Source organism: Pseudomonas sp. HPB0071 (assembly GCF_000478505.2).
Classification (GTDB): Bacteria; Pseudomonadota; Gammaproteobacteria; order Pseudomonadales; family Pseudomonadaceae; genus Chryseomonas; species Chryseomonas luteola.
Map to the genome: position 1 here is coordinate 197,818 of NZ_KI517368.1, position 12,257 is coordinate 210,074.

Annotated in this window: 12 protein-coding genes and 1 pseudogene; 4 read left to right on the forward strand and 9 right to left on the reverse strand. The window is 54.0% G+C overall.

Translation table 11 applies throughout. The features are described from left to right. Positions 1-46: 46 nt before the first annotated feature. From HMPREF1487_RS20560 to HMPREF1487_RS20590, 7 genes are all read right to left on the reverse strand, one after another. On the reverse strand, positions 47-226 hold the full coding sequence (locus HMPREF1487_RS20560) for a hypothetical protein (protein WP_010798655.1): 180 nt from the start codon (positions 224-226) through the stop codon (positions 47-49). Positions 227-623: 397 nt separating this feature from the next. Next, positions 624-3,716 carry an error-prone DNA polymerase gene (locus HMPREF1487_RS20565; protein ID WP_218186945.1) on the reverse strand — a complete coding sequence of 1,031 codons (3,093 nt, stop codon included), beginning with the start codon at positions 3,714-3,716 and terminating at the stop codon, positions 624-626. Next, positions 3,692-5,107, reverse strand: coding sequence for a Y-family DNA polymerase (locus HMPREF1487_RS20570; protein ID WP_010798657.1), 1,416 nt, complete (start codon positions 5,105-5,107; stop codon positions 3,692-3,694). The genes HMPREF1487_RS20565 and HMPREF1487_RS20570 overlap by 25 nt, the downstream gene beginning before the upstream one ends. Positions 5,108-5,117: 10 nt before the next feature. After that, positions 5,118-5,735, reverse strand: a complete 618-nt coding sequence (imuA, locus tag HMPREF1487_RS20575; protein WP_010798658.1) for a translesion DNA synthesis-associated protein ImuA — start codon at positions 5,733-5,735, stop codon at positions 5,118-5,120. Then, positions 5,732-6,085: a hypothetical protein gene (locus HMPREF1487_RS20580; RefSeq protein ID WP_010798659.1), complete on the reverse strand. Its 354-nt coding sequence runs from the start codon at positions 6,083-6,085 to the stop codon at positions 5,732-5,734. Before HMPREF1487_RS20580 ends, imuA begins: the two co-directional genes overlap by 4 nt. After that, a complete protein-coding gene (locus HMPREF1487_RS20585; protein ID WP_010798660.1) occupies positions 6,069-6,257 on the reverse strand; it encodes a hypothetical protein in 189 nt (62 codons plus the stop codon). The genes HMPREF1487_RS20580 and HMPREF1487_RS20585 overlap by 17 nt, the downstream gene beginning before the upstream one ends. Positions 6,258-6,411: 154 nt before the next feature. Further along, entirely contained in the window at positions 6,412-7,290 is an 879-nt protein-coding gene (locus HMPREF1487_RS20590; protein ID WP_010798661.1) for a LysR substrate-binding domain-containing protein, read from the reverse strand. 156 nt (positions 7,291-7,446) lie between these two features. Here HMPREF1487_RS20590 and HMPREF1487_RS20595 point away from each other — a divergent pair, with 156 nt between their 5' ends. From HMPREF1487_RS20595 to HMPREF1487_RS20605, 3 genes are all read left to right on the forward strand, one after another. Next, positions 7,447-8,535 carry an NADH:flavin oxidoreductase gene (locus HMPREF1487_RS20595; RefSeq protein WP_010798662.1) on the forward strand — a complete coding sequence of 363 codons (1,089 nt, stop codon included), beginning with the start codon at positions 7,447-7,449 and terminating at the stop codon, positions 8,533-8,535. Between the two features lie 311 nt (positions 8,536-8,846). Further along, on the forward strand, positions 8,847-9,221 hold the full coding sequence (locus tag HMPREF1487_RS20600; protein WP_010798663.1) for a hypothetical protein: 375 nt from the start codon (positions 8,847-8,849) through the stop codon (positions 9,219-9,221). Beyond that, positions 9,218-9,412 carry a helix-turn-helix transcriptional regulator gene (locus HMPREF1487_RS20605; protein ID WP_010798664.1) on the forward strand — a complete coding sequence of 65 codons (195 nt, stop codon included), beginning with the start codon at positions 9,218-9,220 and terminating at the stop codon, positions 9,410-9,412. The genes HMPREF1487_RS20600 and HMPREF1487_RS20605 overlap by 4 nt, the downstream gene beginning before the upstream one ends. 1,281 nt (positions 9,413-10,693) lie before the next feature. Here the strand turns inward: HMPREF1487_RS20605 and HMPREF1487_RS28485 are convergent. Beyond that, positions 10,694-10,870 carry a GrpB family protein gene (locus tag HMPREF1487_RS28485; protein WP_371106398.1) on the reverse strand — a complete coding sequence of 59 codons (177 nt, stop codon included), beginning with the start codon at positions 10,868-10,870 and terminating at the stop codon, positions 10,694-10,696. Further along, a pseudogene (locus tag HMPREF1487_RS28490) lies at positions 10,837-11,205 on the reverse strand (GrpB family protein); the annotation flags it as partial. The pseudogene HMPREF1487_RS28490 and the gene HMPREF1487_RS28485, both read right to left, overlap by 34 nt. Before the next feature lie 705 nt (positions 11,206-11,910). Between HMPREF1487_RS28490 and HMPREF1487_RS20620 the strand changes: the two are divergent. Next, the coding region (locus HMPREF1487_RS20620; protein ID WP_010798667.1) for an IS5/IS1182 family transposase at positions 11,911-12,257 on the forward strand (347 nt) is incomplete at its 3' end.

The window sequence follows — 12,257 nt, forward strand, 5'->3', positions numbered from 1 at the left end:
ACACGTTTAAAGCGGCACTCTTTAACCAGAGTCCCGCTTCCGCGTTTTACACTGCCTCGGCCAGACTTTCCCTGGTCAGCCGGACGTCTTGCAGCGCATCAATGCGTGTCGAAAGCGTCTGAGCAAAAGCATCGGCTTCATATTCCGTATAGAACTTGACCGGAATATTATTCAGCCAAACAACCCATGTGGATTCAGCTTGTACTTTTTCTATGCGTATATCCATTTCACATGCTCTAAGCTTTAAAGAAATCGACTTCTCGTTTTTGCGCCTACCTTTTAACCTTCAAGAAATAGATTGTCTATATTTCTATAATAAATAAATAAGCAAAGCTTAATATTCAGTTGTTTTATTACACTATTATTTCAATAGCATTAAATTTAAGTTTCATTGCGTCTTTATGAGATCATAATGCTATCAACATAGCTATTATAACGCCTTGCTTGATTGGCTTCTGGCACGCCCTTACGTGTATCAGCATTCACACTGACGCATTGGGTTAAAAAGGTTGTTTGCAACTAGGCGGACGGCTCTCGTATAAAAATACGACAGTGCTCAAGGTCAGCTAGGCAAGCGCGACGATAGGCTCAGACCCAACGCACCTTACCCGCAGTTAACCTCACTATTTGAAATCCCGGCTCCGGGTATCCAGTCCGTCAAGCAGCTCGCTCAGGTCTGTAAGACGACCCGCGATGAGATGAAGCACTCCTTCCTTTCGTTCAACCGTACCATCGATACGCAGCAGCCTCGACTGCAGCAGTTCGCGTCGCTGCTGCTCGGCAAGGTCACGCCATACGACCACATTGACCATTCCATACTCATCTTCAAGCGTTACAAAGGTGACGCCACTGGCAGTACCAGGGCGCTGCCGACCAACGACGAGGCCGGCAATGCGCGAGAGCTGCCCATGATATCGCTCGGCAAGTTCGCGCGAATCAAGCAGCCGGCGAGTTCTGAGCTCAGCCCTAAGCAGTGCTAATGGATGTGGCCCCAGCGTAGTACCTGTAGCGGCGTAGTCAGTATACAGATCGTCTGCCACAGTAGGCTCTGGTAATTTGACGTGTTCCTCGCTCACCACTGCGCCCTCTGTGAAGAGAGGCAACTGCGGCTCGATAGCAGCCATATTCCAGCGGGCCTGGTAGCGATGCCCCGCCAGGCTTTTGAGCGCGCCAGCGTCTGCCAGACATTCACGCGCTCTGGCATCGAGCCCTGCTCGCAGGCACAGATCGGCCACACTCAAAAACGGTTGTACCGTACAGGCTTTTTCAATAGCGCGTCCGGCTGATTCCGAAAGCCCTCGAATCATTCGCAAGCCCAACCGGATTGCAGGCTGGTCGGTGTCTGCCTGCTCCAGACTACAGTCCCAATGGCTGTGACAGACGTCGATTGGACGCGTTTCAATACCGTGTCGCCGGGCATCCTGTAACACCTGATCAGGGCTATAAAACCCCATGGGCCAGCTATTGATCAAGGCACAGGCAAAAGCGGCCGGCTCATGGCATTTCAACCAGCAACTGGCATATGTCAGTAACGCAAAGCTGGCTGCATGGGATTCAGGAAACCCATAACTGCCAAAGCCCTGAATCTGCAAAAAAATACGCTCGGCAAATTCCAGGGTATAGCCATTGGCAAGCATCCGCTCGGTCAGTCTTTGCCGATGCGGCTCCAGTCCGCCGTGGCGCTTCCAGGCGGCCATGGAGCGACGTAATTGATCGGCCTCGCCAGGCGTGTAGTCTGCAGCCACAATTGCCAGCTCCATGACCTGCTCCTGAAACAGCGGAACCCCCAAGGTACGCTCGAATACACGCTTCAGGCGGGAGGGATAAGCGATAGGCTCCTCGCCGTTACGGCGGCGCAGATAGGGATGGACCATATCACCCTGGATAGGCACGGGACGAACAATTGCCACCTCGATGACCAGATCATAAAACGTTTGTGGTTTGAGCCGTGGTAGCATAGCCATCTGGGCCCGTGACTCGATCTGAAAAGTGCCAAGAGTGTCTGCACGACTGATCATGGCATAGGTCTTTCGGTCTTCCTGGGGAATGGTGGCCAGGGTAAGTTCACGTCCCTTATAGTGCCCAATCAGATCGAAGCAGCGGCGTAGCGCGCTAAGCATGCCCAGCGCCAAGATATCTACTTTTAGCAGCCCCATGGCGTCCAGATCGTCCTTGTCCCACTGAATAACGGTACGCTCGGCCATCGCTGCATTTTCTACAGGTACAAGCGTCTCCAGTGATTGCTCCGAAATGACGAATCCACCTGGGTGCTGCGAGAGATGCCGTGGAAAGCCAATCAACTCACCGGCCAAGACGAGCACTCGCTTGAGCAACAGGCTCTCCGGGTCAAAGCCGGCCTCCTGCAGGCGATCCGGAGGCGGTATACGATCGCTCCAGCGACCGCAGCATTCAGCCAGGGCATTGATCTGATCCGCCGGCAAGCCCAGCGCCTTGGCCACGTCACGCACGGCGCCAGCCGCGTGGTAGGTATTGACCACCGCCGTCAGGGCTGCACGTGTGCGCCCGTAACGTTGAAAGACATACTGGATGACCTCTTCACGGCGTTCGTGCTCGAAGTCCACATCGATGTCTGGCGGCTCGTTTCGCTCATGGGAAATAAACCGCTCGAACAGTAAATTGATTCGCGTCGGGTCAAGCTCGGTAATCCCCAGGGCAAAGCATACCGCCGAGTTGGCTGCTGAGCCCCGACCCTGACAGAGAATGCCTTGCTCTCGTGCAAAGCGGACGATGTCATGCACGGTCAGAAAATAACTCTCGTACCGCTTCTGGCAGATCAGCTCAAGTTCACGATCCAGCTGTTTCGTAACAGTGTCCGGCGCACCTTCCGGCCACCGCCAGATACTGCCCTGCTCTACCAACCTGCGTAGCCAGCTACTGGGCGTATGCCCCTGGGGCACCAGCTCCGAAGGATAGTGATACTGTAGTTCGGTAAGCCTGAAACGACAGCGCCGGGTAATCTTCACCGACTCGGCCAGCAACGCTGCCGGATAGCACTCAAACAGTGTTTCCAGCGTACGCAGGTGGCGTTCGCCATTGGGGAACAATCGCTGCCCAGCTTCGGCGACCGTTACATGATGCCGAATGGCGGTCATGGTGTCCTGCAAGGCCCGTCGACCTCGTGCGTGCATATGCACATCGCCACAGGCGACCAGAGGCAAATCCAGGGCGGCGCCTAGCGCCTGAAGCCTTACCCATCTTTCGGCATCATCCGGACCATAATGTCGCTCGACACCTACCCATAGGCGCCCGGGAAAGCACTCGCTCAACCAGCTGCCCTGCGCATTGTCGTCCGTGTCAGGCAGCCAGATCGCCAGAAGTCCCGAGCAGTGATCGGTAAGGTCCTCCTTGAGCAGACGATAACGGCCCTTTTCCGCACGGCGCCTCGCTCGGGTAATCAGTCGGCACAGATGGTGGTAGCCGCCCAGGTCTTCCACCAGCAGCACAACCTTGGGACCTTCACTGATACAGAATTCAGCACCCACAATCAGAGGTAGGCCATGTGCTTGTGCGGCTTGCCAGGCGCGTACGATACCGGCAAGCGTGCACTCATCCGTAATGGCCAGCGCCTCATATCCCAGGCGTTTGGCCCGTTCAAATAACTCATCGGCACTGGAGGCGCCTCGCTGAAAACTGAATTGGGATAAACAGTGCAGCTCCGCATAACCAGCGCTCATGCAAACCACCCATGCAACCACCAACCCGGCCGCTGTGCGATTGCCTGATAAGCCCAGGCCAGGCGGCCATTGGGAAGCTCCACCAGATAGTAATCCCGGCGTATATCGCTGCCGTCCCACCAGCCAGACTCGATCCGCTCGGGGCCGGCCAGAATACGGGGTGCCGCCTCGCCCAGTGGAATAGGTTCACGTAACAGCCACGCCGGGCGCTTCCCCTGGGCAAGCATCTGTAGATCACATGATCTGGCATCCTGGCGCCAGGATGCCTCCGGCCGATGATCCCCCTGGCCGCCAACCGCATAGACGGCCGAATCACCAAGGCGTGTTCTGAGGCGTTCGCGTAACTGCTCCCATGACAGCGTCTGCTGCGGTCGCGGTTCAAACAAACTACGGTGCTCCGGTACAAAGGGTGGAAGTTGCTCCGCGACCAGCCGCAACGCCAGAATGGGCGCCGTAACCTGCTGGATTTCCAGCCGCCCACGGGCATATTCAAACAACAGGCCCGCATCCCGTTCGGGTGTCAGGAGTCCTACCGTGATCAGGCTATCCGGTTGCGCACGGTGCTCCAGATACAGCATGAAGCGCTGCACACCACTATCCCTCCCGGCCAGGTACATGGCCAGATCCAGCGTCAGGCGACGTAACGGAAATAGAAGTTGCTGGTTCGACTCCACTTCAAAGTTAAACTCTACCCGCGTATCAAAGGTATCAGGCGGCCGGTAGAAGCCCAGCGCCAATGGCCTTCTACCCAGTAACAGATCGAGTTGGGTCAGCAAACCGGCGGGAAAGCGCCTGGCTATTTCGGCTCTGGGCAGATCCATTACCTGCCTGAGTCGTCTGAACCCCATACGGCCAAGCGATTGCACCAGAGCGTTATCCAGACCAGCCCGGTCCAGCGGCAAGGGGCCGAGCCTTTGCCACAACTCCGTATCGTTCGCGATAACCAGATCATCCGAGACATTGGCCATGATGCGCGCGGATACAGGATTGGGCGCCAGGGTAATACGGTGGCTGAAGCCGAGCGCCGCCAACTCGTCACGTAGGCGTCTGGAAAAGGCTGGCCAGGGGCCAAACAACGGCATGCTCGATTCAACTTCGAGCAGGAGCGCTCGCGGATAATGCAGACTCACCTGGGCACTGAAGCCATATGCCCAGGCAGCCAGAAGATTCTGGTTGCGCTCGATATCGTCCAGATCGTATTCGGCTGTTGCAAAGCCCGGGCATAAGGTTTGTGCAGCGGCGAGGGTCAACCCTGGCGCCAGCCCCAACGCCCTGGCACGGGCATTGACTGCACGCAGGACGCGCCGTTGTGGCGTACCTCCGAGCAAGACCAGGGGTTCGGTACATTCGGGACGGTGACGCAGCACACCGTCCAGCGCCAGTTGTGGCAGCAGGATACACGCCCATTTCATAGCGGCCCCCTTAGCGCCAGGCAGCCGCAGGAAGAGGCAGTGCTTTCGGTTGACCGCTACGGCACTTGAGGATGCGCAGCTGTAGCGGGCTGGGCTCTATCACCAGCCGTAGAGCAGCAGGTGATGGATTGGCAGCCTCTTCAAGGCTGCGGTAGACAAATGCCAATGTCTGTCCGGTCTCGGCCGCCACTTGTAGCCTGCGTAGCGCCTTGTCATCCGCACGTTCCGGCCAGCACAGTACCGCACCACAACTGCCCGAGCGAAGGCATTGCTCTGCAGCCCATAAGGTTTCCCGCCCCTTGGCTTCGACGATACTTACCAAGCCCATATCGACCCCAGCGGCGATCCAGGCCTGGGGATAAGGCAAGTAAGGGGGTGCAATCAAGGTAACTCGCTCACCGCTTTGCGTCAGCCGGGCAAGCGTAGGCCAAAGCAGCTTGATATCCCCTATTCCGGTATAGGGCAACAGGATCTCAGTCAAGGCAGCCTCAGGCCAGCCGCCAAAAGGCAATCGCTCATCCAGCTCCGCATATCCGGTTGGCTGAGTGCCTATTCTGACCTGAACGCCGTGGCCCTTCCAGACCCGACGACTATCAAGCAGGCCCTCGAGCGCTACCACATTGCTCATGGCATGCCTCCCGCTTTGCGCAGGGCATGGGTCAGCTGGAGATTGTCTCCGGCCAGCGGCTTGAGCAGTAGCCTGAGCAAAGCCAGGCGCGCATGCCGAACCGAATTAAATGCCTTAAAGCGGGAGATGTGCCGATGGGCCTTGACCAGACCGTTGTAAGTATCAACGAGGACTGGTTTGTTATATGGCTTGCCTTGCAGGTGATTGGCCTGCTGGGCTTTTGCTAGAACGCCACGTAACCTATCCAACGTCTCGTTGAGTAAGTGATCATAACGAAGCAGTGATGATTGTGGTCGGAACAGAATGACTTGCAGATCAAGCGAGTCGATCGTTTCACTGAGCTTGTCCATGTGGCCCTACCTTGAGCACGACAACGTTTTCAGCATCCTTGCAAGCCGCTGGTTGGAATGTGCTCTCGGAAAGCCTGTGCGCCAGATGAAGATAATCTTCCTGCGCCATCCAACAGACAGGGTCGATCTGTTTTTCAGGGCTGAGTCGTCGTAAAAGGGCAAGCATGAACATGGGTGAGACCTCCTTTGCTATTACTGTATAAATAAACAGTAATAAGACAAACGGTATCTCGCAATCTTGACTCCGACGAACGGTATATCAAAAGGCTTTTATTTAGCACGCATTCTTCTTACCTCATCACTGAACCCATACCATGCTCTACCCTTCAAAACCTGTTCAGACGATTTCCAAGCAACTCCAGGAAGACCTTTACCCTAAGTGGGATATAACGCCGCGTCGGTAGCAGCGCCCAGATAGACAGCGCCTGCGGCTGTACATCATCCAGGCTGACCTCTATCAACGAACCGGCTGCCAGCGCTTCATGCACATCCCAATAGGTCAGCTGCGCCAGACCCAACCCCTGAAGGCAGGCAGTACGAATACCTTCAAGGCTGCTGCTGGAAAGCCGCCCCTCCACCCGAATCGAGCGCACCTGCTGCCCTGCCATGAAAGGCCAGTGCTGAAGGCCGTTCAACAGGAGACAGGCGTGACGGGACAATTCACTTGAGTTAACAGGCGTGCCGTTGAGCCGCAGGTATTGTGGGGAGGCACATAACACACGTGGATTGACTGCCAGCTGACGTGCGATCAGGTTCGAGTCTCGCAAAGGTGCAATGCGAATGGCTACATCGATACCGCTCCCCACGATATCGACAATGTTATCACTCAGATTCAAATCCACCTTCAAGGCAGGATGCTCTGCCAAGAGCTGGGGTAATAGAGGCGCAATCACCGTGCGGCCAAAAACCGCTGGCGCGGTGATCTTCAGCACACCGCGAGCACCAGAGGCCTCTGGAGAAAGCGTAGCACGTGCAGCTTCCTCAGCCTCCAGCATGGTCTGGGCATACGGTAAAAACGCCTCGCCTTCAGGCGTCAGCGATACGGAGCGGGTCGTGCGGTGAATCAGCCGAACCCGCAACTCACGCTCCAATGCCGCCAGTCGACGTGAAACGGACATAGGAGTCATGCCGAGGCGGCGGGCCGCACCTGACAAACTCCCCGCCGCTGCAATGGCTGCCAGGACGCCAACATCTTTCATATCCATAGACTTTAACGCCTACCGTTATACCGGTTACTCACTTGTGCAGACTACAGAAGCACTCAAGATCTCGCTATCGTAACCACACGACCCCTCTTCAAGCCTATCGATAAAGGCTTGGCAAACTTCTCTTTGCATTAAAGCCTTTGGAGACATCATCCCATGGTCAAGACACTTTTCACCCATTTCGATATAAACGGCGTATCGTTAAACAACCGCCTCGCCGTGGCGCCCATGACACGTGTCAGTGCCAATGAGGACGGGACCCCGAACGACACCATGAATCGTTACTACGAGCGCTTTGCACGTGGTGGGTTTGGGTTGATCATCACGGAAGGCTTGTATACCGATCAGGCTTACGCTCAGGGTTATGCGTATCAGCCCGGGATAAGCGATGACGTGCAAGCTCAGGCTTGGAAACCTCTTGTGAATACCCTGCATGCCCAGGGCAGCAAGGTTTTTGCACAGCTCATGCATGCCGGCGCACTGACTCAGGGCAATCGTTTTCGCAACGACACCCTCGCCCCCTCTGCCCTCCAACCCAAGGGCGAGCAGATGACGTTCTACCGTGGTCAAGGCCCTTATCCCCTGCCAAAAGCAATGACCGAAGCAGACATCGCTGATGTCATCAGCAGCTTTGCCCAGGCAGCCAAGCGGGCGGTGGAGGTTGCGGGATTCGATGGCATAGAGATCCATGGCGCTAATGGCTACCTGCTCGATCAGTTCTTTACCAACTACACCAACACGCGTGATGACCGCTGGGGTGGCGATATTCGCCAGCGTCTCTCGCTGAGCCTTGAAGTGTATAAAGCGGTTCGCTCTGCAGTCGGCGCTGACGTGCCGGTGGGAATTCGTATCTCCCAAGGCAAGGTGAACGACTTCGAGCATAAATGGAAAGAAGGCGAAGCCGGTGCAGAAATTGTATTTGGTACGCTGGCCGAAGCGGGTATCAACTTCATCCACGTGACCGAGCACGAAGCATGGCAGCCTGCCTTTGGCGAAGGTCCTAGCCTTGCAGCACTGGCACGTCGTTATGCACCCGGTGTTACAGTTATCGCCAACGGCAAATTGCATGACCCGGAGCGGGCAGCACAGGCGCTGGAAGACGGTGCCGATCTGATTGCCATTGGACGCGGAGCGCTGGCCAACCCCGACTGGCCGCAAAAAGTGGAGAATGCACAGGCACTGGCCGAATTCGATCCTAGCCTGCTAGGCCCGATTGCCCATATCAAAGAATCCGAAACGCTTTGATATCCAAGTCTATTACTTCTCTACCAAAGTAATATTCAAGCGATACAGCCACCCAAACGGCCAGACATCTGTCTGGCCGTTTTGCTTCAGCTCTACGTGCTACCGCCTTACGCTACTGGACAACAGCTCGTAGCCCCTTATTTTTCTGCCTTGAATGTCAACGCAATCAAGCTCTTCGCTCTCTTAATGTATATCCCCACAAGGCCATGTATGGCTGGCCAATCAAAATTCGATTATTTATGTAAAGTTTGCTTTACATATCTCATAAAGTGGTCAATGATGGAAAGTAGGCTTTACATCAGGAGCATTACATGTCCCGGTATCACTATGAGTTAGGCGCTGCACTTCTTCTTTATAGTACCGTTCTGGTCGCATCCCTGATCCTACTGCGGCATCTTGAAGGCGCCAGTCTGGCAGTACAGACAGTGGTTTCCTTATTGCCCATCGTACCGGCCGGGTTGATGTGCTGGGCAATCGTCCGGCAGCTTCGCCGTCTTGATGAGATGTACCTGCGCATCCAGCTTGAAGCGCTCGGCTTTGCCTTTGCAGCTTCCGCCCTGCTGACCTTCAGTTATGGGTTTCTTGAAAACGTAGGTTTTCCCCATATCAGCTGGCACATGGTGTGGCCAATCATGGGACTCATGTGGATGATAGGGCTGAGAATAGCGACGCTGCGTTACCGATGAAAAACAGACTCAAGGAGCTACGCGCCGAACGTAACTGGTCCCAGGCCGATCTCGCCTCGCAGCTCGACGTTTCCCGACAAACCATCAATGCCATCGAAAACGGCCGCTACGACCCTAGCCTGCCACTGGCCTTTCAGATAGCACGGATTTTTGCCTTGCCTATCGAGGCAATCTTTGATGATGATCAATAAGGGTTACTAACACATTCAGATATGTGTGTACTTTCATGGCCTAAATGGCTTCGAGTGCCTCAAGCGCAGCCAGCCATTGAGCTTTAATCTCAGGCTAACTGCCGCCTGGCCTGCTATGCGCAAGGATCATGTGATGCAGTAACTCAAAATTCTTGTGCGGTTTGAGCGACATTTACGCTGTCTGATTGAGACATAACCGGCAGGCTTTAGCAGGCCCCGTCGCCCATTCAGAAAGGGGCTGGTTGGATAAAGGTTGTATCTGCAAATACTGTAATTGCACCAAAATCTCCTTCGAGAGTATAGCGACCCTTACAGCATGAGATTGACTCTATTTCTCCAAGAGTCGCGAAGCCATCCACTGTGCAAAGTCCTGTCTTTAACGATAATGCGTAGAATCGAATCTTTATCTTTGAGGTATCTCGATTATGAGAAAAGACAGTTACTCTCTCATTATCGGAGGTAAGTGTCGTAAACTGTACGAACAACTCGCCAGCCTCTAATTTAATCCCAAGAAGCTGGCCTTCTTCTAGCTCTGTTAGCTCTATGCAAGCCTTACAATTTTTGGGCAAGTTTAGGCTTTAGCCAAGCCCTAGTAAGCAGGAGCAGATAATCTGAACCCTTTATTAGATAGAGAGACAACTGCCCACAGATTCTTTCAGGATAGCTACGAGCTCAGGGTCCATATATCTGTAATCGTCTGGAATTTCCAGTACATGAATAGGCTTATGCTCCAATAGACGAGTAAAATCCGCCACTAACCTGCTCTTATGCTTTTGCTCCATGACAATAATGACGTCCGCCCAGCGTATGTCCGAAGGACCTACCGTTTTTCGAGCATTTGGGCTTGTACCTGCAGACCGAACACTGATGCCTGGATGTTTGCGCCAGACTGCTTCAGCTGTAGGACTTCGCCACTGATTACGGCTACAGATAAATAGTATATTCATAATTAAATTATTTTCTAAAGTTTGTTTGTCATCATTATTCTTACGTATTTTATTTACTGGATAGAATTTCCAGTATTTAGCTCTTATAATTTATCCAAGCTTATATATTAATCTCCGGCTCTTCTCGGACTTTCCTCCACTCACTAGAATAGGCATCGTCTTTATATTTTAAAATCGGTATTATCCAAGTAGATAATTAAAGAGCATCTGCTAGAGTTCCGGCAATAAGCTTGCTTGCGAACAATATCGAAGTGGTTCAGCTGACTATGTACCTAACACCTGAGTTAAGCCGCGCCACAAAGCGGCAGCGGCTTGGATGAATTACTAGCTCACATCATCGCACTTTAGCAGCTGCCAGTGCCAACTGGATGAAAGGCTCCTTTGCCGCTTGATAGGCGCTCTTGTCCGATGGATATTGCGCCGCCAGACTAAGCTTGAGTTCCTGGTAGGCCGACCGAAGCGCACTCTGTCGGAACGAAGCAGGTTCCGAAACACCAGATGCTCTATCCAGAAGGCGGAGCCCAGCTCCACCGCGTGGACATGCACGCGCAGCGGGCCGGTGGACTTAACAAAATACCGCCTGTTTGGCAGCTCCCGTTCATATCTTGCGACGTACTCGTAACCGGCGCTTACCAGATCAGGAACTTTCGATTCGATGGCCGTAAGACTTCGGGCGCCCACCAAAATGTCCAAGACGGGCTTCGCGGCCAAGCCCGGCACGGAGGTGCTGCCAACATGCTCAATCTCCATAGTGCATGGTGACAGCACGTGCAGCAGCTCTTCGCGGATCGCGCAGAATGCTTTTGGCCACTCATGAGAATATGGACTAACTACGACAATGGCCATGCCGGCTAGCGCTTAAGCTGACAGGCGCGCTTGCGCGTTCTGGTTCAGCGAAGAGTTATGTTGGGACATCTGTCTGCCTCCTCGATATTTCTTCAGCAATTCTCTTCACGTCACTTCTATTTTCGGCTGTGTGTTTTATCAATGGCGACGTCCAGTCATGGTTCCTAAGTAATAGAATTCTATATTCCGTTTGATAAAACCCGATGTCTAAGATGAGATTTGACCCATCTTTAGCTCGCAACTCTGCTTGATACAAATCCTCATTGACGTCGTAATTGCGCTCTCCATCAGCATCAAACGGTTCGGCATCTGGAAAAGCCGAAAACGTCTCTTTCCACCCTGGGGCGAGGTCTATTCTTAAAAACCTAGTCATCGGCTTAGCACAACATAACGCTTGGTTAAGGAGCGGGCTTTAGCCCGTCCTGATGAGCGAAGCGACCAATCTGAACCAGTTGTTAGGCGTTTATTGCAGAGAAGCACAGACACGGTTGCAAACCTCAATAATCCTCTCATGAGTAGAGCGGGTGATTTCCACTTGGCCTACCGAATACTGTGAGTCAGAAACCGGGCCTTTTATGGCTGGCTTTTCCGAGAACGAAAAATTGGATAGATGAGCGCTTAATTCACTGGAGCGACCTAGGGAAGGTCTGAAAAAGACTTCCCGAATCTGGTGAAATACGCCGATCCCGCCAGCCGAGTTTTTCCATGAAGCAGATGACCTTCGCCGACGCCGAGTACGCCAGCAAGCGCAAGCAGACCCGTAAGGAATTGTTCCTGATCGAGATGGATCAGGTGGTGCCGTGGAAGGGATTGATTGCCCTGATCGAGCCACACTACCCAAAGGGTGAAGGTGGTCGTCCAGCCTATCCGCTGATGGCCATGTTACGTATCCATCTGATGCAGAACTGGTTCGGCTACAGCGACCCGGCCATGGAAGAAGCGCTCTACGAGACGACCATCCTGCGTCAGTTCGCCGGGCTGAGCCTGGAGCGCATTCCCGACGAAACCACCATCCTCAACTTCCGTCGTTTGCTGGAGAAACATGAGCTGGC